Source organism: Sphaerimonospora sp. CA-214678 (assembly GCF_050942215.1).
In the GTDB taxonomy this organism is placed as follows: domain Bacteria; phylum Actinomycetota; class Actinomycetes; order Streptosporangiales; family Streptosporangiaceae; genus Sphaerimonospora.
In genome coordinates this window covers 6,241,109-6,263,507 of the sequence record NZ_CP192056.1, presented here as the reverse complement: position 1 = coordinate 6,263,507, position 22,399 = coordinate 6,241,109, and the positions used below count along the sequence as shown (strand labels likewise).

20 protein-coding genes and 1 riboswitch are annotated in these 22,399 nt (G+C 68.8%); of the genes, 13 read left to right on the top strand and 7 right to left on the bottom strand.

Features of this window, described 5'->3' with window-relative positions; all coding sequences use genetic code 11:
- Positions 1-750: 750 nt before the first annotated feature.
- Positions 751-959, top strand: a riboswitch (cobalamin riboswitch).
- 133 nt (positions 960-1,092) lie between these two features.
- A complete protein-coding gene (locus ACQP1K_RS27935; RefSeq protein ID WP_433498662.1) occupies positions 1,093-1,752 on the top strand; it encodes a MerR family DNA-binding transcriptional regulator in 660 nt (219 codons plus the stop codon).
- 9 nt (positions 1,753-1,761) lie between these two features.
- Here the strand turns inward: ACQP1K_RS27935 and ACQP1K_RS27930 are convergent, their stop codons facing one another.
- From ACQP1K_RS27930 to ACQP1K_RS27905, 6 genes are read right to left on the bottom strand one after another with little or no spacing between them, the layout of a single operon-like run.
- The gene (locus tag ACQP1K_RS27930; RefSeq protein ID WP_433498661.1) at positions 1,762-2,523 is read right to left on the bottom strand and encodes an ABC transporter permease; all 762 of its coding nucleotides are present in this window, start codon (positions 2,521-2,523) and stop codon (positions 1,762-1,764) included.
- 3 nt (positions 2,524-2,526) lie between these two features.
- On the bottom strand, positions 2,527-3,276 hold the full coding sequence (locus ACQP1K_RS27925) for a hypothetical protein (protein WP_433498660.1): 750 nt from the start codon (positions 3,274-3,276) through the stop codon (positions 2,527-2,529).
- The gene (locus tag ACQP1K_RS27920) at positions 3,273-4,217 is read right to left on the bottom strand and encodes an ATP-binding cassette domain-containing protein (RefSeq protein ID WP_433498659.1); all 945 of its coding nucleotides are present in this window, start codon (positions 4,215-4,217) and stop codon (positions 3,273-3,275) included. The genes ACQP1K_RS27925 and ACQP1K_RS27920 overlap by 4 nt, the downstream gene beginning before the upstream one ends.
- Entirely contained in the window at positions 4,214-5,545 is a 1,332-nt protein-coding gene (locus ACQP1K_RS27915) for a metallopeptidase TldD-related protein (RefSeq protein WP_433498658.1), read from the bottom strand. The genes ACQP1K_RS27920 and ACQP1K_RS27915 overlap by 4 nt, the downstream gene beginning before the upstream one ends.
- 49 nt (positions 5,546-5,594) lie before the next feature.
- Positions 5,595-6,938, bottom strand: coding sequence for a TldD/PmbA family protein (locus ACQP1K_RS27910; RefSeq protein ID WP_433498657.1), 1,344 nt, complete (start codon positions 6,936-6,938; stop codon positions 5,595-5,597).
- A gap of 23 nt (positions 6,939-6,961) precedes the next feature.
- Positions 6,962-8,065 carry a nucleotidyltransferase domain-containing protein gene (locus ACQP1K_RS27905; protein WP_433498656.1) on the bottom strand — a complete coding sequence of 368 codons (1,104 nt, stop codon included), beginning with the start codon at positions 8,063-8,065 and terminating at the stop codon, positions 6,962-6,964.
- A 334-nt stretch (positions 8,066-8,399) separates the two neighbouring features.
- Between ACQP1K_RS27905 and ACQP1K_RS27900 the strand changes: the two genes are divergently transcribed.
- From ACQP1K_RS27900 to ACQP1K_RS27890, 3 genes are all read left to right on the top strand, one after another.
- Positions 8,400-9,188, top strand: coding sequence for a hypothetical protein (locus ACQP1K_RS27900; protein ID WP_433498655.1), 789 nt, complete (start codon positions 8,400-8,402; stop codon positions 9,186-9,188).
- Between the two features lie 33 nt (positions 9,189-9,221).
- Entirely contained in the window at positions 9,222-10,136 is a 915-nt protein-coding gene (locus tag ACQP1K_RS27895; protein ID WP_433498654.1) for an ArsR/SmtB family transcription factor, read from the top strand.
- 653 nt (positions 10,137-10,789) lie between these two features.
- Positions 10,790-11,560: a response regulator transcription factor gene (locus tag ACQP1K_RS27890; RefSeq protein ID WP_433498653.1), complete on the top strand. Its 771-nt coding sequence runs from the start codon at positions 10,790-10,792 to the stop codon at positions 11,558-11,560.
- A gap of 16 nt (positions 11,561-11,576) precedes the next feature.
- On the opposite strand, the gene ACQP1K_RS27885 is transcribed toward ACQP1K_RS27890, so the two are convergent.
- Positions 11,577-12,671, bottom strand: coding sequence for an aminotransferase class I/II-fold pyridoxal phosphate-dependent enzyme (locus ACQP1K_RS27885; protein WP_433498652.1), 1,095 nt, complete (start codon positions 12,669-12,671; stop codon positions 11,577-11,579).
- A gap of 52 nt (positions 12,672-12,723) precedes the next feature.
- Between ACQP1K_RS27885 and ACQP1K_RS27880 the strand changes: the two genes are divergently transcribed.
- The 9 genes from ACQP1K_RS27880 (at position 12,724) to ACQP1K_RS27840 (ending at position 22,395) form a co-directional block, all read left to right on the top strand.
- Positions 12,724-13,782: an alkaline phosphatase family protein gene (locus ACQP1K_RS27880; RefSeq protein ID WP_433498651.1), complete on the top strand. Its 1,059-nt coding sequence runs from the start codon at positions 12,724-12,726 to the stop codon at positions 13,780-13,782.
- 177 nt (positions 13,783-13,959) lie between these two features.
- Positions 13,960-15,243, top strand: coding sequence for a phosphopyruvate hydratase (gene eno, locus ACQP1K_RS27875; RefSeq protein ID WP_433498650.1), 1,284 nt, complete (start codon positions 13,960-13,962; stop codon positions 15,241-15,243).
- 193 nt (positions 15,244-15,436) lie between these two features.
- The gene (locus tag ACQP1K_RS27870; protein ID WP_433498649.1) at positions 15,437-15,646 is read left to right on the top strand and encodes a hypothetical protein; all 210 of its coding nucleotides are present in this window, start codon (positions 15,437-15,439) and stop codon (positions 15,644-15,646) included.
- Between the two features lie 81 nt (positions 15,647-15,727).
- The gene (locus ACQP1K_RS27865) at positions 15,728-16,960 is read left to right on the top strand and encodes a hypothetical protein (RefSeq protein WP_433498648.1); all 1,233 of its coding nucleotides are present in this window, start codon (positions 15,728-15,730) and stop codon (positions 16,958-16,960) included.
- A 34-nt stretch (positions 16,961-16,994) separates the two neighbouring features.
- Entirely contained in the window at positions 16,995-17,828 is an 834-nt protein-coding gene (locus ACQP1K_RS27860) for a phytanoyl-CoA dioxygenase family protein (RefSeq protein ID WP_433498647.1), read from the top strand.
- Between the two features lie 22 nt (positions 17,829-17,850).
- Positions 17,851-18,804, top strand: a complete 954-nt coding sequence (locus ACQP1K_RS27855; protein ID WP_433498646.1) for a Ppx/GppA phosphatase family protein — start codon at positions 17,851-17,853, stop codon at positions 18,802-18,804.
- Between the two features lie 12 nt (positions 18,805-18,816).
- Positions 18,817-20,106, top strand: a complete 1,290-nt coding sequence (clpX, locus tag ACQP1K_RS27850) for an ATP-dependent Clp protease ATP-binding subunit ClpX (protein WP_433498645.1) — start codon at positions 18,817-18,819, stop codon at positions 20,104-20,106.
- Positions 20,107-20,188: 82 nt separating this feature from the next.
- Positions 20,189-22,183 carry a nucleoside-diphosphate kinase gene (locus tag ACQP1K_RS27845; protein WP_433498644.1) on the top strand — a complete coding sequence of 665 codons (1,995 nt, stop codon included), beginning with the start codon at positions 20,189-20,191 and terminating at the stop codon, positions 22,181-22,183.
- Positions 22,180-22,395 carry a hypothetical protein gene (locus ACQP1K_RS27840; protein ID WP_433498643.1) on the top strand — a complete coding sequence of 72 codons (216 nt, stop codon included), beginning with the start codon at positions 22,180-22,182 and terminating at the stop codon, positions 22,393-22,395. The genes ACQP1K_RS27845 and ACQP1K_RS27840 overlap by 4 nt, the downstream gene beginning before the upstream one ends.
- Positions 22,396-22,399 lie beyond the last annotated feature (4 nt).

Sequence of the window (22,399 nt, the reverse complement as noted above, 5' to 3'; positions counted from 1 at the left end):
ATTCTTGTTAGCGTTAACATAACCCCTCCAAGCTCGGGTGTTTCACGTGAATCGGCCACACCGTGCCCTGCGGGTCTCGCCCAGAACTCGCCCCCGGCCGGGACCGCCCGGAGCATCCGTCCCCTCGGGGTTCTCACCGATGAGATCCGCTCAACGATAGTTAGCGCTAACATTAACGATCTCCCGGCTGAAGGTCACCCGCACGGGGCGTGGCGACGCGTACCGAGCCCGGTCTCGTGCTTGGACATCCACTTCCGCCTCCACGCCTCGAAACGACGTTCGGTACTGGAAGCCCGGTCCACCGGGGAGGACGCCGCGGGGAGCCGGACGTGACACCGGAGGTCCAGGCCGCGGCTCCTCCGTCAGAGGACCGGAGCGCCGCTATGCGCGAGCGAACATCCGTGGGGAGGAACGCGTCAATGACAGGCGTTCAAGCCGCTCATCCCGGTGAATCGCGGACGGTCCTGACCTCGGTGTTGAGGACGATCGGTGCGGGCGATGGAATGAAACTTTCATGTCATATCACGCTAAGTTTCCGGCACCGACACGACCAGCCGGCGATCTTCCTCGGCATTGGAGGACTTTCTCGGCATCGCCCTCCCGATCGCTGCCGAGCAGGCACGCCTGGCGGCATCACCGTCGAGCGGGCACGCCCGCGGCGCTCTCGCCGGCCGGGCCCGAGGCGCCCCCTCGGAGCAGCCGATCGGGAGATCGAGGCGGACCCGGGTGATTCACTGAACGGGATCACGCTTAGGCTGGTGTCGCAGTCGGTTCGCCCTGCCCGCCAGGCAGGCGCGTCGTAAGAGGGAACCCGGTGTGATTCCGGGGCTGCCCCGCAGCGGTGAGTGGGAACGACCGCCGTCAAACGCACTGGACCTGAGGATCCGGGAAGCGACGGCCAGTAGGAACGACAACGACGCCCACGAGTCCGAAGACCTGCCACTGCCCGTACGTTCCCTGCGTGCGGTGACGTCGACGGCCTCGAGGGTGGGCCCGGCGAGACCAGGGCAGGCCCGTCGCGCCTGCCGATCGGTCACGCCTTCGCACTCACGAGACCGCCGGGGTCTCTCGTGACTCGCGAAGGAGAGTTCCGTGACCGACACCCTCGCCACCTCGCTCGACATCGTGTACGACCGTCTCCGGCAGAGGCCCGAGCACGGGCTGATGGGAGCGGTCGACGTCCATCGGCCCGGCCGGGTGATCGCCGATGAGCCGCTCCGCGCTGAGGAGTCTCGGCGGGGGCATGACGAGGGCGGCCTGCTCAGCATCGGAGAGCTGGCGAAACGGACCGGGGTCTCTCCGCGGACCATCCGCTACTACGAGGAACTCGGCATCCTGCCCGCGCCCGTGCGTACGAAGGGCGGGACTCGCCGCTACCCGCGCGAGTACGTCTTCTACGTGGAAGGGGCGTTGCTGCTCAAAGACCTGGGCTTCACCCTCGAGGAGATCGGCGACCTGGACCTGTGGGCCCTGGAGGACGACGGCGCTGCCGCCGAGCGAGCGCAGGCCCTTCTGCGGGACAAGGTGGCGCTGCTGGAGCATCACGTCCACGTCCTCAATCGAGCGCATGACCTCGTGGAGACGACCCGCGATCCTCGCTCGGAGCCGTTCGAGCTCGCGCCGGGGCTGCTCCGCCTGCTGAGAGAAGAAGCGGCGGTGCCGCCGACGCCGCCGGAGACCGGCGGGTGTCGATCTCGAGCGCACGAGGCCGTCGCCGGCGCGGGCCGGGGAGGGCGCGATGGAGACGGCTGATCGAGATGTTCAGTTCGCGGACTGCCCGACGTGGTGTCTGCCCCGACGCACCGCCCAGAGCATGAACAGCGAGCTGAGGACGAACCACCCCGCTCCCACGCCCAGTTCCACCAGCAGCTGCCCGCCGTCCCAGCTCTCACCGGCGAGCCGACCGGTCACCGCGGCCATGATGTGGGTGAGCGGAAGGACGTCGCCGACCGATTGCAGGAAGGCCGGCAGTCGGTCGTAGGGGATCAACGTCCCGGTGAGCATCATCAGCACGAGGTCGGCCACGTTGGGGCCGACGAACAGGTCCTCGACCAGCAGCGCCAGCGCCGACAGAGCGAGGCCCAGGCACGCGGTGGTCACAACGGCCAGGCTCAGCAGGCCGGTGTACGGCAGCACCCCGATGGGCAGCGATCCGTAGAGCGCGCAGCACACCAGATAGGTGCACAGTCCGCCCAGAACGCCGTCCACGATATGCGGCAGCGCGCGCTGGCAGACCGCGCCGAGCTTGTTCTGCGGCGAGGCGAGCCAGATGCCGAGGGTGCCGTAGGACCTTTCGTTGCCGACGGCGAGGGCCATGCCGAAGACCACCGCGCTCGCCCCGGCCAGCAGGCTCGCACCGACCAGCATGCGGTCGATGGCCGCGCCGTAGTAGTTGGCCAGCGAGACGCAGGCGATCGCCAGACCGATCGGCCGGATGATCCGCGAGCTGAGGTAGCCCAGCGGGTTGAGCCATGTGAAGAGCGCCTTGTACGACAGGAGCGCGCCCTTGATGTAGGTGTTCACCGGTCACATCTCCATGGGGACGGCCCGACGGCGTGCGGAGTACTCGACGCGGCGCAGCAGCAGCACCACGACCACCGCGTAGCCGACGGTGAGGGCCACGGCCGTGGCGAGGCTGCCCGCCGAACCGCCGCGCACCCAGGTCATGACGTGCGCCTGCGGCATCGACTGGGCCAGCACCTGGACCGACTCGGGAAGCGCCGACTGCGGTACGACCAGCGCGGACAGCGCCATGATCAGACCGGTGAGGCCGTTGACCATGCCCGACGAGTAGGGCAGACGGAGCACGGCCACGGCGAGCAGGCCGACCACGGCCGTGGTGGACACGGCCAGCAGCACCCCGCCGACCAGCCAGCGGCCCCACGCGAAGCCGTCGTCGAGGCCCCAGATCAGGATCAGGACCACGAAGGCGCCGGGGACCGTGACCAGGGTCTGTACGGCGATTCCGGTCAGCCGGCCGAGCACCAGCGGCACCATGCCTCCCGGGCTGCCGAGGGCCGCGTACAACGTCTTCCACTGCTTCTCGCCGAGCAGACTGAGCACGACGAGCACGATGGCGGAGTCCAGGATGCCGATGCCCGCCGAACCCACGGCCAGATCGCTGGTGGTGCCGGTCGGGCCGGTCGAGCCCGCCCGGCTGCTGTGGATGACGAAGGCGAAGACGCAGGGCAGGGCAAGGGTGCTGAGTATGGCTATCGGGCTTGTCGCGTGCATGCGGAACTGGTCGACGGCGGACCTGAGGAAAGTGCTGTTCACGATACGGCCACCATCTCCAGGAAGACCTCTTCGAGCGTCGGGGGGGTGACCGCCACGCTCAGGGTGCGGCCCGGAAAGCGCGCCAGGATCCACTGCACAGCGGCGGGGCCGTCGACGGTCCGCAGGATGGCGGTCGAGCCGTCCCGCTGCTCGTCGATCAACCCCGGGCAGTCGCTTACCTCGTCGGGGACGGAAACGTCGGCGAAATCGATCCGCACGGTGTGGCCGAGCCGTTCGGCCGCGGCCAGCCGCAGCGCGGACGCGGTGGACTCGGCATGGATTCTGCCGTCCTTCATCAGCACGATCCGGTCGCTGAGCTCCTCGGCCTCGCGCATGTCGTGGGTGGTCAACAGGATGCTGCGGCCCTCGGCCGACAGGTCGGCCACCAGAGCGCGCATGGCGGCGGCGGACTGCGGATCCAGCCCGGACGAGGGTTCGTCCAGGATCAGCACCGTCGGGTCGTGCAGGAGCGACCGGGCCAGGTGCAGCCGCTGCTTCATGCCTCGCGAGAACGACCCGACCACATCCCCGGCCCGGTCGCTCAGGTTCACCGTCTCCAGCATCTCGTCGGCCCTGCGATCGAGGGCCGCGCCGCGCAGGCCGTACATCAGGCCGAAGAAGGTGAGGTTCTGGCGGGCGGTGAGCCGTGGGTAGAGGCCGCTGTCGCCGCCGAGGCTGAATCCACAGGCCAGGGAGGCCGTCTTGCGGTCCCGCACCACGTCGTGGCCGTCGAGCAGGATGGTGCCCGAGGTCGGCAGCAGCAGGCCGGTCAGCATCCGTACCGTGGTGGTCTTGCCCGCCCCGTTCGGTCCGAGCACGGAGAGGAGCTCGCCCGGCCGTACGCTGAAGCTGATGTCGTTCACCACCCTGCGCACCGACCCATCGCGGGAGGTGAATTCACGGCTCAGGCCGGTCACGTGAATTCCCCGGTCGGCAGTCACGATCGGACCTCATTCCTGGCGGACAGATGTGATAGGTCCATCGACAGCGGGGCGCCGCCGACGGAGAAAGGACCGGGATAGTACGAGACGGTCTCGCCGACTCCGGTGAGCGCGGCGAGGAAGCCGGCGGCCTCGCCCTCCACCACCAGCGGCGCGTACGCGCCCACCGGAGTACCGTCAACGGCCCGCACCGCGAGCAGCCGGAAGGCAAGCTGCCCGCCGGAGCGGAACTCCTCCACCCCGAGACTGCGCACTTCGGTCACGATGCGGCGTTCCCCGCTCCACAGGTCGGGAGCGGCTCCGCCCGGCGCCAGCCGCACATTGGTCGCGGCGGGCCGGGGCTGGTACCGGCGAGCCTCCCAGACCGCGTGTCCCGTGAGGCGGTGCGCTGTCCGGACGGTGCCGGCGATGGAGTTCAACCGGGTGGCGACGGTTCGCTGCTCGCCCTGCCGGGTCACCAGCTCCATCGCCGAGGTGGGGGTGCCTTCGCAGTCGAACGCGCGGGCGGAGTAGCCGTCCACGGCCCGCCCGTCGTCGATGACCGCCGTGCACAGCGGCCTTGGCTCGGTGATCGGGTTGAACAGCACCGTCGTCACCAGCGCGCGCAGCAACTGCGCCGCGGCCGAGGGGAGGAAGTCGATCTCATGTCCGGTCGGCGTCTCGGTGGCCGGGCCGAGTGCGGCAGCGGTCAGCGCCAGCTCGCGGCCGAGCGCGACCGCGTCGACGCGCTCCAGATCGGCCGCCTGACGGGAGAGCGTGGCGGCCGGGCGGCCATCGCCGGCCGCCACTACGGCCTGCACCTCGATGCCTCGGCAGACACTCTCCCCGCGTGGACCGGCGGAGTCGGCGTAGACCTGCTCGCTCAGCACCTCGGAGACGGTGAGGGCCTGGACGGTGTGATCCGGCCCCGCTCCCTCGGCGAGCCGGCTCAGCAACGGTGCCGGATCGGCGGCGACCTCCTCCAGCCCGACCTGCCCTGCACGGTTGCGCCATCCGCCCCGGTGCAGGGTCTGGTGCGCCACCGGAACGCGGGAGGTGGCGAGGGGCAGCAGGGGCCGGCCCGCCTCGAGCAGCCGGCCGGCCCAGTCGGCGGTCAGCGCGGGGGCGTTGAGATACAGCTCGTGGCCGTCCCGGGTGAGGCGCACATATCCGTCGAACCTGCCCTGCTGGAGCAGCAGTCGCCTGGCTCCGCCCGCGGGATCGACGGTCAGCCGCCGCCGCGCCGTCCGGCCGAGATAGGTGAACGCATGCTCGCCCGGCTGCAGTTCGCGTTCCACCGCGTCCGCCACGGCGAGTGCCTCGCCGCAGCGGCTCTCCAGTCGCCTCATGCCGTCGTTCCGCCTTCGATGATGTAGAGCCCGGGCCTTACCACCGGTGTCACGCGGCGCTCCAGTCGAGGGCCGCGTAGCGCATCGAAGGGGAGTAGAGCCCGATGCCGATCAGCTGTCCTTGCTTGCCGCAGGTGGCGTTGTCCCCGCCGAAGTCAGAACCGATGCCCTCCAGCCGGGCCAGCGTCCGCAGCGCGTTGCCCACCAGGCTCACGTCGCGGGCGGGTATCCGGTCGCCGGCCGGTGTCAGGTAGTGGCAGTTGAGCCCGGCGAACGTGAACTCGCCGGTGCCGAGATAGATCATCCCGGCGCCCAGGGAGCCGACGTACAGCACGCCGCCGCCCGAACTCCGGACGAGCAGGTTCGGGTCGTCGCTCCCGGGCAGCACCACGGTGTTGCTGGCCCGCGGGATGGCCGGGCTGCGGAAGTCCGTACGGCGGGCGCTGGCGGTACGCCGGTAGCCGCCACGCTGCGCTGTTCGTATGGAGGTCAGGGGAACGCCCAGCTCACCGTTCTCCACCATGGTGGTGGGCGCGGCGGCGAGGCCCTCGTCGTCGGCGGGGTGGGAGCCGTAGCCGTGCTCCACCGCCGGGTCGTCACGAATGGTCAGCGCGGGCGGCAGCGTGCGCGATCGGCGTAACTCTGTGATGTAGTCGCTGTCGAGCAGGAAGTTGTCCGCCTCCAGCGCGTGGCCGACGAGTTCGTGGAGGAAGCCGGCCGCTGCGGAGGGGCCGAAGACCACGGGCGTACGGTGCTTGCCGCTGACCGCGGCCGCGGCGGAGTCCCGGGCGTGGCCCAGTGCCGTGTGCACCAGGTCCTGTACCGGGCCGCCCGCGTGAACCGCGGCCGCTCCCTCGCGCAGCCAACGGCTGAGACCGCGATAGCGCCGGCCGGACACGACCACACTGGCCTCGACACGGCGGCGCAGGATGTGCGTCGCGCCCGCGTACGCGTTGCCCTCGGTGTCCGCGACGGCGTATCGACGGTACGTGAAGTCCTCGACGGACCGGATCGATTGAGGGACCGTGCCGCCCTCCACCTGCCAGTCCGCGGGGCCGACGGGGGTGAAGCCCGAGGCGTCCGGGCAGGAGGCCCAGACGGGGCCGGTCGCGGGCCGCGGGGCGCCGAGCCAGTCGGCGATGCCGCCGGCCTGGGCCGGAGTCACCGACCTGTAGCGCCAGCCGCCGTCCTTCAGTACCAGACACCCCAGGCCCTCCCGCAGGTCGCCGCAGGTCGCCGCCACCTCTCCGTCGGTGCACTCCACGCTCACCGCGAGCGTGGACTCGGCGAAGACCTGGACGTAGTCCGCCGTCCCCGTCAGCTCACGGACGGCACGGGCGGCGGCCTCTTTCAGTCGCTCGACATCCGGCGCGGCCGACGTCACGGTGCTCATGATGGTGTTCGTTCCCTGCTGTGTCAGACCGTGCTGAGACGGGAGAACGGCTCGGTGCCGATGAGGCTCTTGTCCCGCAGCGCGGTCAGGACGGACTCGACGCCGGCCCGGGACATCTCCTTGAGCTCGGGCACGCTCCCGCCCAGACGCCGCACCGCGTCCACGATCTCGTCGACGGAGCGGCCGTCGCACAGGGCCCAGATGAACGCCGGCGGTCTCTTGAGCAGCAGCTGCCGGCCGAGCTCCCAGTGGAGCAGGATGCCCTCGGCGGTGTACAGCACGTTGAAGCCGGTGTTGCGCCACAGGCCGTGCTCGGCCGTCCCGGGCCGCCAGCCGGGCCAGGCGCCGATCGGCGCCCCCGCGTTGCCGAGCAGTTGTGCGGCCGCCACACAGGTCTGGACGAACAGCACCAGCTCCTCGGCGGCCGCCTTACCGCCCTCGGTCCAGGTGCCGCGCTGGTAGTAGGTGAAGAGATCGGCGGGGAAGCCCTCGACGGGAGTGCGCGCCAGCTGCTTGTAGACCCACTTGTTGCTGAAGTAGAGGTCCCCGGCGGCCGCGGCCACCGCCTTGCCGGCGTAGGCGACGAGGTTCTGCCCGGCGAACGCCGCGGTGTCCAGGTCGCCCTCGGCGGCAGCGCCCAAGAAGTCCTCGAGATGCCCGTTGACGGCGATCGCCGAGTAGTTGACCGAGGTGCGCCGGATCGCTGGAAGCGCCTCGGCTATGCGTCCGCGCAGGGCCGTCAGGGACTCGGAGTCGACCACGGTCTCGGAGGAGTTGAGCCGGAAGACGAAGTCCAGCGAGTCCGGCAGCCTGTGCAGCGCCCTCAGGTCGTCCCGGCGCAGTTCGAAGCCGCTGACCTCGGCGACCAGTTCCTTCACCGTGGTGAGCGAGTACCACTCCACGTCGACCCGATGGCCGTCGACGTTGTACTGGGTAACCTCGTCGCTGAGCGGAACTCCGGGGTTGAGCAGTACGAAGAGGTCCGCGTCGCTGGTGGCGTTACCCAGACCGGCCGTCAGGCTGCCGCCGATGTAGATCGAGTCGATGTCCGCTCTGTCGTCGGCCGCCAGGGCATGGCCGAGCTTACGAGCCGCCGCCAACTTCTCCTCGACCGAGGGGCTTGCCATCTCCCGTCGTTCCTTTCTTCTGAGGTGGTCTTCTGCGGTGGATCTGATGTGGCGGGAGCCGGTCGGCTCCCGCCACGCTTTTCATCAGATTTCGGCGATGTTGGCCGTGTCGGCCCCGGCGGAGTCCAACTCGACGATGTCCTCGTCGATCTCCACGATGTCCCGATTTTCCATTGCACACCTCCTCAAACGACAGTTCGGTCCCGTATCGGCCTGTATTGGAGCATGAGGGAGTGTGGTGTGCCCATGGATTCGTTTCTGACCGAACACCCCTGTGTACCTGTTCAAGATCGTGGTTAGGATGCGAGGGCCGGTCAGGGAAGGGAGGGTGGGGATGAACGGCAAGGCGGTCGAGGACTGGTTGTTTCCGCTCCGGGAGCGTGGCCTGATCCCCAGCGGGGTGCTGGCCGCGTTCGTGGTCGGTTCCGCCGCCCGGGGCTGGCACAACGCGCGCAGCGACTTCGACGTCTACATCGTCGCGTGCGCGGAGCGCGTCTCACCCACGAGCTGTTCCGTTCCCGTTCCTCTCGAACCGCCCTGCCTGCACACCGAGTTGTTCTACGCGCAGGGCCGGCGCTGGGAGGTCACGTACTGGCTGGAGAGCCAGATCGATCAGATCTTCGACAAGGTCTCCTGGGAGGCGTTCGAGAGCGGCGGGGGCACCGAGGACATCCTGGCTCTGCGCGAGGAGCTGTTCCTGGCCCGGCTCGGCACCTGCGTGCCGCTGCTGGGGGCGGACTGGGTGGAGCGAAGCCGCGCCCGGCTCGCGGCGTCGGCTTTCCGTTCCTGCGCCGTCGTGCGTTCCCTGGGCGCCACGGACGACGCGGTCGAGGACGCGCTCGGTCAGCTGGAGGCCGGTGATCTGGAGAGCGCGACGATATCCGCGCGGATGGCCTTCGGGCATGTCATCGATGCCCTGCTGGAGAGCCTCGGGGAGTACGGCAGCCATCTGCCGAAGTGGCGGCCCAACCGGTTCAAGGCCGTCGCCCCGCAGGCCGTGAGCTTCGCCGAGTACTGGCGTATCGAGACGATGCAGGGGTACGACGCGGCCGATCCCGCTCCGTGGATCAAGGAGGTCCTCACGCTCTGTCAGGATCTCGCGATGCGGGTGGACACCTCTTGACCGTGATCGTGCCGTGAGGGGCGGGATGTCGTCGTGATACGGCTCCATGTCGACAACGACAGCCTGCAGACCACGCGGCTCGCCTTCAGTCCGCTGTGGGAGACGATCGGCAGCCTCGGCATCCTGGCCCGCTACCGGGGCGTGGCGCCGTCGCCGTACACGGACTGGGCGCGCAGGGTCCGCGATGGAATGCCGGCCGAGTTCACCAAACACCTGGTGGAGGCGTTACGGCGGCCCGAACCCCCGTTGTTCCCCCCGGACTTCGTGCCCGTCCCCGACCCGGTGCGCAACACCATCGAGACGGAACTACGGCATTTGCGGGAGCGGCACGCCGGTTCGGCCGAGGCGGAGCGGAGAATAGGGCTGCTGGAGCGGTACTGGGAGTGGGCGATCGCCCCGCACTGGACCTCGATCCGCTCCTCCCTGGAGGAGGAGATCCTGTTCCGCGGCCGGACCCTGGCCGTCGGCGGGGTGGAGGCGATGCTGGCCGAGCTGGGCGGCCGTGTCGCCTGGACACCGCCGTATCTGACCGCGCCGTACCACCGCGACCTGGACGTCGCCCTGGATCACTCGAAACTGCTTCTTGTGCCCACCGTGTTCTCCGGTGGCCTGCGACTGTTCATGGAGGAGGACGGCGTCGTGGCCATGTCCTACCAGGCCCGGGCCACGGGCTACTTCCATGTCCTGACCGCGCCGAGCCGTGATCGCGTGGAGGACCGGCTCGCCCTGCTCCTGGGTAAGGGACGGGCGCAGGTGGTGCGTGCCCTGGACACCCCGAAGACGACCACGTCCCTGGCCGCTTCGCTGGGCGTGGCGAAAAGCACCGTCTCCCAGCATCTGGCCGTTCTGAGCGAGGCCGGGATCGTGTGGAAGCAGCGTGTGGGCGGGCGGGTCTTCTATCAGCTCGACTCGGCGGGGCTGGCGTTGCTGCGGCAACTCGGGTTGTGAGGCCGCCGAGCCGGGCGTCCGATGGCCGGGTCCCCACTCCTCGTGGACCCTCTCGCTGTGGGCCGGGTGCGAGTGACGGACGGCCCCGTCGTTTTCGTTCTTCTCGCCTGTCTTCGCGGAGTCACGAGTTCTGACGGCCTCGCGATGATCGACTCGTGCTGTGGGCCGTCGGCTCGGGTGTATCGGCTAACCATGAATAATCTCTACAAAATCGCGCCAATCACCTTAAAATCGACACTCAAACGATCGGGAAAAGGCGCGGAAGCCGAGTTATGGGTGCCGAGTTCTTCGATCGGGTGCGCGTCCGGTTTCGGTCCGTACGGCATCATGCGACCGCTTCGTCCTTGAACTCCTGGCCGAACGCCGGTCGCGTCCCACCATCGTCTTCTATTTCGGTCGTCCCTCAACCTCAATTTGAGAACTGTCCGGAAGGTTCGAGCTGCCGCACTTTCCGGACGAGAAGGAGTAGACCTTTCGCCGGATATCCCGTAATGATCTGATAGAGAGCGATTGTCCCGAAGAGAGCCAGTCCTGTCTGTTCCACATGACCTTCCATCACTCGTCTTCCCCCGCTCGCAGACAAATCGTCGACCTGTTGTGCGCTGTCAGCGAAACCGGATGAGATCGGCCACGAAGATATGAGGAGAGTCAGTTTGACCAGCACCGAGCAGCCGTTCACGGACCTCATCACCATCGTCCCCACCCTGCTGGAGCTGCGCGACCGGGCGCAGCAGCTGGCGGAGCTGGCCGGCCGTCTCTCCGATAGTGAGTGCACGGTGCCCGGGTCGCGGCCCGGCCCGCCGGCCGGTGACGCCCGCTGGGTCGCGGCGCGCCTGCTCCAGCAGTCCGGCCACCGTGTGGTCCGGGTGCAGGCCAGCTACACCGAAGGACCGCACGAGTTGAGCGAATCCCTCCTGGACCGGCTGCACACCGAACTCCTGGCCCGGGGCGGCGAGATCCGGATGCTGATCCCCAGCAGGTTGCTGGAGGATGGTGAGGCATTCGCCCGGCTGACCGAGCTCGCCGCCGCCGGCGCGCAGATCCGCATGTCCCCCTGCGAGCTGCCCACCGCCATGGTCTTCGATGGCCGGGTGGGGCTGCTGAGCCCGGACCGCGGCGCGCCGCTCACCGTGATCGACGATCCGGCGGCCGCTCGGGCCATGTCGGTCCTGCACAACGCCGTCTGGGCACGGGCCGCCGACCTCAGTTCCGCGCACGCGGGCTGGATCGACGAGGGCGTCGTACAGGTGCTGCGGGCAGTGAGCCAGGGCCTTACCGATGAGAAGGCGGCCCGGGTGCTGGGCCTGTCGGTGCGCACCTACCGCCGGCACGTGGCCGCGCTGCTCTCCCGGCTCAATGCGACCTCCCGGTTCCAGGCCGGTGTGCGGGCGGCCCAGCTGGGGCTGATCGATGTACCGGCCTGACCCGGTGCGCCGTCGCTCATCCCAGCCGCTGCCGGAAGGCGGCCATCCGCTCCTCGCTCAGCGGCACGCTGACCCGGTACCTGTGGGCGATGCCCAGCGTGCGCTCGGACCAGAACGGCTGCGGTTTGCCGATGACGCCCCGGCTCTCCAGCCCCTGCCGCGCCGTGATGTCCCACTCGTCGTACATCACATAGGGGATATGGGGGTGGGACGTATCCGCCGGGGGCAGCCCCGCCGCCGTCAGCAGCCGGATCATCTCGGCCTTGGCGGCCCGCACCCGTCGCCGCAGTGCGGCGGTGGCGTCGCCCAGCCCCAGCACCGCCCTGCCCAGCCGGATCGACAGCGAGGACGCGAGCATGGGCGGCACGACCGCGCGCACCCGCTCGGTGAGCGAGGGATGGGTCACGGCGTAGGCCAACCGGAGCCCGCCCATGCCGTACGCCTTGGACAGCCCGCGCAGCACCACGAGGTTGGGCACCTCCTCGGCGAGGACCGCGGAACTGAACGACGGCGCGCAGTAGTTCGCGTACGATTCGTCCACCACCACGACGGCATCCTGCGCGAGCACGGCCTCGCACAGCTCACGCAGGGCGGTGAACTCGTCGTCCAGGCCGGCCGCCGCGGCCAGGCCGGGGCGTTCCACCAGGATCAGCCGGCAGCCGAGCGCCCGTACATGATCGACGGCCCGGTCACCGATGAGCCCCTCGGTGAACCGGGAGACGCAGGTGCCGCCCGACTCCTCGATCCAGTGCGGCAGATCGGGGTACGCGTCGCCCGTGATGTACACCGGGCGTCCCTCGGCCAGCCGGGACAGCGCGTGCAGCAGCGAGATCACACCCGCACCGCAGGTGATGTCGCAGCCCCAGCCGGCCCGGCCGAAGAACTCCGCCACCGTGGGGCCGAGCTCCCCGTCACCGTAAGGGTCCTGGACGAAATAGCTGCTCAGGTACGGCAGTCCGGCCTCCTGCTCCGCGAGGAGTTCCGCGCCCATCAGCGAGGAAAGGTCGATGGAGATGAACCGGCGTTCGTCAAGGGTCCAGGCCAGATTGAGCAGATCCGGTCCGTCGGTCAGTGACCTCAGTTCCCGATACGACGCATTCGCAAGGACCATGGTGAGCGCACCGATTCAGTGGGTGGACGGCGGAATGGAGCGAGAGGCTTCTATGGATTCTTCTGACTCCATTACTATCGTCCGTGACAGGATCTCCACACTGCTGCGGCAGGAATCTGCCACGCCGGCCCCACGGGACGTGGTGGTTCTGGCCGTCGACGGCCTGTCGTACGCTTTCGCCGCGGACTGCTGGACCGGCGCCGCCCAGATCAGCCGCCTGCGCTCTGTCTTCCCGACGACGTCTTCGGCGGGCTGGCTTTCCAGCCTCACCGGGCTCGACGTGGCCCGGCATCTGGTCCCGGGCGTGGTGTTCAGCGATCCAGAGGGCTCGGACGAGCTCATCAACGTCTTCGACTACCGGGGCAGGGACCTCACCCCCGCCCGGGAGACGGTCTTCACCGACGCCCGCCGCCTGGGCTACCGGCCGTCGGCTGTGCTCGGCGACATGGAGACCTACGGCGGCTCCTGGCGCGACGCCCTGCTGCGCGACGCGGAGCCCGTCCTCGGGCACCGCTTCTACACTCAGGACGAGGGCACGTACCGGGAGCGGGATCCCCGGCTGCTGGTGGATCTCGTACGCGACGCGCTGGGCAGGACGCTCGCCGCGCCCGGCGAAGGGCCGCGGCTCGTGTGGTGCTACATCGAACTCGACCGCCACATCCATCACTTCGGATACGACCGGCACGCGGCCCGCTTCCTGGCCGGGGTCGAGGAGCTGGCCCAGGAACTGGCGGACGCCGGGACGGTGGTGCTCGCGCACGCCGACCACGGGCTCACTCCGACCCGGCGGGATCCCGATCTCACGGAACTGATCGAGACGCTGGCGCGGAGGAACGGCTTCCGGATGGGCGGCGCTGGACGCACTCGGTGGCTCTACCCGGAGCCGGGTACGGCCGACGGCGTCGCCGTGGAACTGCGCGCGAAGCTGCCGGAGTCGGTCAGGGTGGCCAGGTCGGAGGAGCTCTTCCCCGAAGGCGTACGGCGCAGGATCGGCGAACTGGTGCTGATCGCCGAAGGGGACGCCTTCCTCGTGGATCACGGCTACCGTTACGAGCACGGCTCTTTGACGGACGCTGAGCTGGACACCCCGTATGCGGCATGGGGTATTTGACGAATCTCGAAAGTTTCCTGCTCCCGACTGCTCGGAAAACATATGGCGGCCCGTCCACGGTGCCGGCTCACCGACGCAGATAGGGTGTGCGGCGGGGCACGGCAACGGAGCCGTCTGACCATCGGCATTACGCCATACCCGCACTGACCCGTGGCAGTTGACAAGAGTAGGAGAGAAATGACTGCGATTAGCCGTGTCGTGGGACGCGAGGTCATCGACAGCAGGGGCAACCCCACAGTCGAGGTCGATGTTTTGCTGGAGAACGGTGTGCTGGGTCGTGCGGCCGTTCCCTCCGGCGCCTCAACCGGAGCCAACGAGGCCGTCGAACTCCGCGACGGTGACCCCGCCCGGTTCCACGGCAAGGGCGTGCGCAAGGCGGTCGGTGCCGTCAACGGCGTCATCGCCGAGGCGCTCATCGGACTGGAGGCCGAGCAGCAGGCCCTGGTCGACCAGACCATGATCGACCTCGACGGCACGCCCAACAAGGGCAAGCTCGGCGCGAACGCGATCCTCGGTGCTTCGCTGGCTACCGCGAAGGCCGCCGCCGCCGCGCACGGAGTGCCGCTGTACCGCTACGTCGGCGGCGCCGGCGCACGGCTGTTGCCGGTGCCGATGATGAACATCATCAACGGCGGCGCGCACGCCAACAACGCCCTGGACTTCCAGGAGTTCATGATCGCTCCGATCGGCGCGGAGAACTTCTTCGACGCGGTGCGGATCGGCTCCGAGATCTTTCACACCCTGCGCAAGTCCCTGTCCGACGCCGGTCACAGCACCGGGGTGGGCGACGAGGGCGGCTTCGCTCCCGCGCTGAGCACCGCGGACGAGGCGCTGCAGTTCATCGTGGACGCCATCGAGAAGTCCGGTTACACGCCAGGTACGGACATCACCCTGGTCATGGACCCGGCCACCTCGGAGTTCTTCCGGGACGGGGTCTACGACTACGCCGGCGAGGGCGTCAAGCGCACCGTCGAGGAGCACGCCGAATACCTCTCCGGGCTGGTCTCCCGCTATCCGATCGCCTCGATCGAGGACGCGATGGCCGAGGACGACATCAAGGGCTGGAAGCTGCTCATGGACGTGCTCGGCGACAGGTGTCAGCTCACCGGCGACGACGTCTTCTGCACCAACGTCGACCGGCTGCGCGACGGCATCCGCGAGGGGGTGGCCAACTCCATCCTGGTCAAGGTCAACCAGATCGGCTCTCTCACCGAGACGCTGACCACCGTCGACACCGCCCACAAGGCCGGCTACACCGTCGTGATGTCGCACCGTTCCGGCGAGACCGAGGACACCACCATCGCCGACCTCGCCGTCGCCACCGGCTGCGGCCAGATCAAGACCGGGTCGATGTCGCGCTCGGACCGCACCGCCAAGTACAACCAGCTGATCCGCATCGAAGAGGAGCTCGGTTCCCAGGCCCAGTACGCGGGCCGCTCGGCACTGTACGTGCGCCGTTGACGACTCCAGCGCCCACGGCTCCACACCGGCCCGGCCAGCGATGACACCGCTGGCCGGGCCGCTGTCATCTTGCTGCCAACTCACTTGGCGAACTGACATGTTGATGCTTGTGGTGGAGATGTGACCGATGTGTCCAGTTAGTGTCACGGACAGCCGGAAAAAGGTCCCGGCACTGTCTTTGAAGGAGGCTGGCATGAACGCCGTGTCCCATGCGGTGCAGAGCACCAACTTCAATCTTAAAAACGAGGTTATCGAGCTGATCGCCGGTAGCCGCACGGCCGAGCGCGTGTCGCTCTCCGTGGCCGAGCTGGAGGCCATGCGCACCATGCGTCCGGCCGTTCCGGCGTCGAAGCACGGCCTCGAGGCCATCACCGGTGCCTCCTGCGAGACCGGAGCTCAGTAACACCCTGGGTGGGCTGTCCCTGTAGCAGCCCACCCGCCTCGTCTTTCACCGATTGTCGTCAGGTATCGGATAGGACCGGCTATGCCCACGAACCCCGCCTTCCGCGGTAATCCGCCGTCGGTCGCCGTCGTCACTTCGCATGGCCGGCAGCCACTGAGCGGCGATAGCGACGACCGCCTCATCGACGTACTGAACCGGCACAATGTTCCCTGGTCGGCCATCTCGGCCTACATCATCCGCGAGGCCGGCGAGGCCCCGGAGCTTTTTCCCTCGCTGGACGTGCGTCTCGGCGAACTGGAGGACGGCGCCGAGGTGTTGCTGTACTTCAACCGGAACGTCAACCCCTTCAAGTTCTCGGTCGACGCCTTCAAACTGATTGAGAGCGACACCCCCGGATCCGAGGCCACCGAGTACATCTACCAGCGGCTGGACAACGAGACCGGTACGGCTGAGGCGTTCCTGAAGAAGCTGAGCCCCGAGGAGTGCAAGCAGATCATCGCCGACCGCGTCGGGGAGACCGTCCGGCAGCATGTCCCGGCCGGCTCCACGCTGGTGGTGGGGGTGAGCGGCGGCGGCGACAGCAACGCCATGCTCTACGGGCTGAGCCAGCTGAAGGACCATGGGATCACCGTGCGCCCGGTGATCCTCAAGGGCATTCCGGACTGGGACGCCGGTGTGCCGAGGGCCGAGGCGCTGTGCGAGAACTATGGCCTTGAGCTCAAGGTGATGGAGGCCGACGAGATCAAGGAGTTGCTGGGCATCCCGCGGGACTCGGTCGACCTGATCGATCGCTTCGAGCAGGAGTTCCAGGGTGACGACTTCGAGTTTCTGGGCACCCTGATGATCCGCCTCACGCTCACGAAGTACGCCCGCGAGCTCGGCACCCGGTACATCGTCACCGGCGTCAACCTCGAGGACATCGTCTGCGAGAACCTCTTCCGGGTCTCCAGCGGTCTGAAGGCCGCGGGCTTCCCGGTCCGTCCCATCGGCGATGTGACCCTGGTGCTGCCGCTGTGGCTGTGCCCCAAGCGCATCATCGACGGCTGCTTCCCCAAGTTCTCGCTGGAGAACTACGACGCGCGCTACCCGTGCTTCTCGCTCGGCCGCAACCTCTACTACAGCGTCGTGTACGCCATGCAGTCCCAGTTTCCCGGCTATCTGGAGCAGTTGGCGCGCGGGATGTCCGAGCTCAGCCTGAAGGACCCGGTCGAGTACACGTACAACGAGCAGCTGGGCTTCCACACCGAGCGGACGGTCCCGTTCCCGCTGCTGCGCCGCTTCAAGCGGATGCTCACCGGAGCCACGGCCGGCTGAATCAGCCGCGACGGGAGGAAGGAGCCGACAACTCATGTCCGCAGCCATGCCTGATCTGGACAACCCAGGCAAGGGCGTTCGCGCCATCACCGATGAAGAGGTCGCCCACTACCGGGAGCACGGCTGGGTCAAGCTCGCGGGTTTCATGCAGCCGTGGCTGGTGGAGGAGCTGCTCGCCCACGCGCAGGCGAAAATGGGCGCCGACCCGCTGACGCTGAGCAGCGCGGCCCCCAAGGACCTGCAGCCCAACGAGTTCAAGTGGTACGAGCGCTGGGACGGGCCCTCCCACCACGACGAGTGGATCAACAAGGTGAGTCACTCGAAGGAACTGGCCACGGCCGCGGCGCGGCTGATGGGCCTGGACGCGGTCCGCTTCTACTTCGACCACTACTTCGTCAAGGTGCCCGTGGAGGGCAAGGGCGGCACCGAGACCCCCTGGCACCAGGATTTCCCGCACCACCCGCTGGACCGGATGGGCGCGCTGACCGTGTGGACACCGCTGGTCGAGTGCCCGCCGGAGAAGGGCACGATGCGGTTTCTCAACGGTTCACACCAGGTGGGTTCCCTCGGTCGTTATCTGAACCGATATGACGGCGTCAACCTGTTGGACGAAAATCCGTGGGTAGCGGAGAAGTTCGACATATCGCCACCGCTGCACCTGATGCCCGGCGACGCCACCGTGCACCACCTCGGCATCACCCACTACGCCCCGCCGAACACCACCGACAGCCCGCGCTGGGTCTACGTCACCCAGTGGCTCCCGCCGTCCGTCCGGTTCACCGGCGCGCCCAACCACCGTACGGACGGCCTCGGCCTGGAGATCGACAAGCCGCTCGACCACCCGCGCTTCCCGGTCATCACGGTCTGACCGGGGCGGAACGAGGCTCAACGTGACAGCGAGAGTGGCGGCGGTGGACTGCGGCACCAACTCGATCAGGCTGCTGGTGGTCGAATGCGACGCGGACACCGGCGAGGTGACCGAGTTGGCCCGCCAGTCGCGGATCGTACGGCTCGGCCAGGGCGTCGGGCGCACCGGACGGTTCGCTCCCGAGGCGCTGCGCCGCACCTTCGCGGCCTGTGCGGAGTTCGCCGATGTCATCGGCACGCTGCGGGCCGAGCGGGTCGTTTTCGTCGCCACATCCGCCACCCGTGATGTGGCCGAGCGCGCGGAGTTCTTCGCCGGAGTGGAGCGCATCCTCGGTGTGGTGCCCGAGGTGATCAGCGGTGACGAGGAGGCCCGGCTCTCCTACGCCGGCGCCACCGGGAGCCTCCCGGCCGGTTCCGGCCCTCGCCTGGTGCTCGACATCGGTGGCGGGTCGACGGAGTTCGTCATCGGCACCACCGAGGCCACCGCTTCCGTCTCCCTGAACATCGGCTCTGTCCGGCTGGCCGAGCGCTATCTGGCGGATGCGACCGGTGCGGTGGATCGGATCACGCCCGAAGGCGTCGCGGCCGTACGTCGCGACATCGGGACCGCCCTCGGGGAGGCGATGACCCGGCTGCCGCTGGAGCCCCGCCCGGCGCTGATCGGAGTCGGCGGCTCCGTCACCACGTTGGCCGCGGTACGACGCGGCACGAAGAAGGGGGTGCACGGGGTAAGGCTCGGCATCGACGACGTCCGCGCGGTCGGCCGGCGGCTGATCGAGGCCGACCGGGCGGAGCGCGCCGCCATCCACGTCATCGAGCCGGGCCGGGTGGATGTCATCCCGGTCGGCGGACTCATCCTGCTCGGCGTCATGGAGCGGCTGGGCGCCCCCGAGATCGTCGTCAGCCGGCGCGGACTGCTCGACGGACTGGTCCGCCGACTCGGCGGCCGGTCCGTACCGACGCCGTCCGGGCTCTGAAGGAGGAACCCCATGACGCCCATCGGCACCGGCAAGCTCCAGTCGGCCTGCTCGTTCTGCGGCAAGCGGGCCGACGAGGTGACCCATCTGGTGGAGGGACCCGGCGTCCAGATCTGCGACGGATGCGTCGAACTGTGCAACGAGGACGTCGCCATGGCCCTCGGCCAGGCACGGAAGGACGGTCCCGAGCTGCCCAGGCCCTGGGAGCTGCGCGGCTTCCTGGACGGTTACGTCATCGGCCAGGACGCCGCCAAGCGGGCGCTGTGCGTCGCGGTCTACAACCACTACAAGCGCATCCGGCTCGGCGCAGCTCTCGGTGGCGGCAAGGTGGAACTGGCCAAGTCGAACATCCTGCTGCTCGGACCGACCGGCTGCGGCAAGACGCTGCTCACCGAGAGCCTGGCCCGGGTGCTCGACGTGCCGTACGCGGCCGTGGACGCCACCGGCCTGACCGAGGCCGGCTACATCGGCGAGGACGTCGACAGCATCCTGTCCAAGCTGCTGCACGCGGCCGGCGACGACCCGCGCAAGGCCGAGACCGGCATCGTCTATCTGGACGAGGTCGACAAGCTCGCCCGCAGCCCCCAGCGCGCCTCCGGCAGCCGCGACGTCTCCGGCGAAGGCGTTCAGCAGGCTCTGCTGAAAATCCTGGAAGGCACCGTCGTCACGCTGTCCTCCGGGGACAGGGGTGCCCAGGCGGTGCGCGGGCGCGGCTACCAGAGCCGGGAGCCGGTGCGGATCGACACCTCGGGCATCCTCTTCATCGCGGCCGGCGCTTTCAGCGGTCTCGAAGAGATCGTGGCGGCGCGGCAGTCGCGCGGCAGCATGGGATTCGGCGGGGTTCTCCGCGCCGAGGACCCGGCCGCTGATCGGACGGGCGCCGCCGGGGTGACGGCGGCGGACCTGGTGAAGTTCGGCCTGATACCCGAGTTCGTCGGCCGTTTCCCCGTGATCACCGCACTGCGTGAGCTGGACCGAGACGATCTCCTGCGAATTCTGACGGAGCCCAGAAATGCCTTGGTGAAGCAATACCAGACCCTCTTCGAACTCGACGGCGTCGATTTGGAATTCGAGCAGGAGGCGCTGGAGGCGATCGCCGACGAGGCGATCCGCCGCGAGACCGGAGCGCGAGGACTGCGTGGCATCCTGGAAGGCGCCCTGATCCCCACCATGTACGACGTTCCGTCGCTGCAGGACGTCGTACGGGTCACTGTCACGCCGGAAGTGATCACGGAGGGGGCGGAACCCGTCTTCACCGTCGAGGAAACCGGCCGCGCCCAGCGCGCCGGATCGGGTGGATGACCACACGGCATGCATCGGGCATGATCAGATAGATGCCGCAGTCCGGACCTCGCACCCAGCACAGCACAGACAGGAAGACCACATGGCCGAGTGGCAGCTGTTGACCAGGACGGAGGCGAAGGCGCGCCTCTACGAGCGCGAGACCTACTTCCGGGAGGGCCTCGCGGATGCCGAGGAGGCCTTCGGTCCCGGGCTCGACGAGGGTCTGTGGAACTCGTCTATGATCATGCTCAAACCCGACGGCATGGCGGCCGGCAAGCTGGCGCCGGTCATCGATTTCCTGCGGGAACACGACTTCGAGTTGGTCGGGGTGGAGGAGGTCCGCATCACCCGTACGCTCTGGCGAGAGCTGTGGCGCTTCCAGCTCACCTCGGCCACCCTCGACCGCCTCGCCGTCAACGACGCGGTGCACCCCGGCCGTTCGGCGCTGCTCCTGCTGCTGCGCAGCGGCCCGGGCCACGATCTCCCCGGCACCGTCCGGCTCAGCGGGCTCAAGGGATCCGCCACCCTGTCCGCCCAGGCCAAGGGCAGCCTGCGAGACCGGCTCGGACAGCCCAACCGGGTGTTCAGCTACGTCCACGTCCCGGACGAGCCGGCCGACCTGCTGCGCGAACTGGGCCTGCTGCTCGACGCCGACGCCCGCCGCCGCGCCCTGTCCGCCCTGGTCGGCGGCCGGATCTCCGCCGAGGGAACCGCCCGGTTGGAAGCGGCGCTGCGGGAGCAGGCGGACGGCGGCCCTTCCCTGTCTCCGGAGCCGGCCGCCCGGCGGCTCGTGGCTGCGGTTCAGGAGGGCCGCGCGGCGGGTGTCGTAACGGCCGAGCAGGCCGAGACGCTGCTCGGGCACCTCGCCGCCCTGGACGCGGGCCGTCCGGTGCCGTGGCGATCCTTCTACCGGCTTGTGGCCGATTCCGGCCTGCCGGCCGACCCGTGGGACCTCGCTGTTGTCGGCGCGGCCCATGTCGTCTGCGACGAGCCGGGTTTCAGCAAGGTACTGACCAATCCCGAGCCGGAGGATTGGCGCCGTAAGCCCGCCGCCGTAGGCCGACGACGACCGGCGGATGCGGAGTCGGTCCGCGGAAGGAAGATCCCCATGTTCATGCACCGCATCACCACCGCGGACGAGACGCCGGACGACCGGGCATGGCACGCACTGACCCGCTCCCCGCGCAAGCGCGAACTCTTCGCCGAAGATCTCTACTTCCGCGAATGCTGGGCCGACCTGAACGACGTCCTCGGGGACGGGGCCCTCGATCTGCTGAGCCGGGTAGCGCTCTTCAACTTCAAACCCGACGGCCTGGTGGGCCGCCGCGCGGAACGCACCCTCGACTTCTTCGAGGAGAACGGCTTCACCATCGTGGGGACCGCCCCGATGCGTTTCAACCGGCACTCCATGCGCGAGCTGTGGCGCTACGACTGGAACGTCTACACCACCGACCGGCTCGCCCTGTGCTCCCTGATGCACTCAGCCACCGAGACGGTGCTGCTGATGCTGCGTGACAATGACTACGACGGAGTGATCCCCGCCGCCGTACGGCTGTCCGACCTCAAGGGCTCGGCTGATCCCGAGGCTCGCGGCCCCGAGGCACTGCGCTCGGTGCTCACCCCGCCGAACCGGGTCATCAACTTCAACCACGTGGCCGACGAACCCGCCGACCTGGTCCGGGAGATCGGCATCTTCCTCGACCGCGCCGAGCGCCGCACCCTCTTCGAAGAGGTACGCCGTGATTTCGCCGCCGACCTGGCCGAGAGGGCGCGGTCGGAGGTCAAGCGGCTGGAGGAGCTCATCCCCGGCAACGACTTCGACCTGGACCGGGCGCTGGACCGCCTTGAGGCGTCGGGCCGGATCTCCGCCGACGACATGGAGCGGCTACGCAAGGAGTCGGTCGGCGGCGATGGGATGGGCTTCGACGAGTTGACCGCGATCGTCGACCCGCACGACCCGGCGTTCGACCGCTGGGACTTCGTCCGCATCGCCACCGAGATACTGCCGGTGGAACGCAAGGGTTACAGCGGCTCCCTCCCGGCGCCCACCTCGGTGGACTGGATCCGTACGGCCGCAGAAGGCCCGGCCCGGTGAGCGACGCGGACGAGAAAAGGGACGAGGAGCTGGAGTTCGACCGGCTGATGGCCCTGCACGGGCACGACGTACCGGAGGATCTGCGGCCGGGAGTCCTCGCGGTCCATCTGGAACTGAAGCGGATGACCGCACTGCTGCGTACGGCGGATCTGGCACCCGAGTCCGAGCCGGCGCACGTGTTCTCCGTCGAGACCCGTACGCCGGAGGTCTGACCTC

Excerpts from the sequence above, each read along its gene's own strand:
- ACQP1K_RS27905 (WP_433498656.1), bottom strand. The coding sequence starts at position 8,065 with ATGGCAAGCCCCTCGGTCGAGGAGAAGTTGGCGGCGGCTCGTAAGCTC.
- ACQP1K_RS27880 (WP_433498651.1), top strand. The coding sequence starts at position 12,724 with ATGGATTCTTCTGACTCCATTACTATCGTCCGTGACAGGATCTCCACA.
- ACQP1K_RS27845 (WP_433498644.1), top strand. The coding sequence starts at position 20,189 with ATGGCCGAGTGGCAGCTGTTGACCAGGACGGAGGCGAAGGCGCGCCTC.
- eno (WP_433498650.1), top strand. The coding sequence starts at position 13,960 with ATGACTGCGATTAGCCGTGTCGTGGGACGCGAGGTCATCGACAGCAGG.
- ACQP1K_RS27910 (WP_433498657.1), bottom strand. The coding sequence starts at position 6,938 with ATGAGCACCGTGACGTCGGCCGCGCCGGATGTCGAGCGACTGAAAGAG.
- ACQP1K_RS27900 (WP_433498655.1), top strand. The coding sequence starts at position 8,400 with ATGAACGGCAAGGCGGTCGAGGACTGGTTGTTTCCGCTCCGGGAGCGT.
- clpX (WP_433498645.1), top strand. The coding sequence starts at position 18,817 with ATGACGCCCATCGGCACCGGCAAGCTCCAGTCGGCCTGCTCGTTCTGC.
- ACQP1K_RS27860 (WP_433498647.1), top strand. The coding sequence starts at position 16,995 with ATGTCCGCAGCCATGCCTGATCTGGACAACCCAGGCAAGGGCGTTCGC.
- ACQP1K_RS27885 (WP_433498652.1), bottom strand. The coding sequence starts at position 12,671 with ATGGTCCTTGCGAATGCGTCGTATCGGGAACTGAGGTCACTGACCGAC.
- ACQP1K_RS27870 (WP_433498649.1), top strand. The coding sequence starts at position 15,437 with ATGAACGCCGTGTCCCATGCGGTGCAGAGCACCAACTTCAATCTTAAA.
- ACQP1K_RS27915 (WP_433498658.1), bottom strand. The coding sequence starts at position 5,545 with ATGAGGCGACTGGAGAGCCGCTGCGGCGAGGCACTCGCCGTGGCGGAC.
- ACQP1K_RS27865 (WP_433498648.1), top strand. The coding sequence starts at position 15,728 with ATGCCCACGAACCCCGCCTTCCGCGGTAATCCGCCGTCGGTCGCCGTC.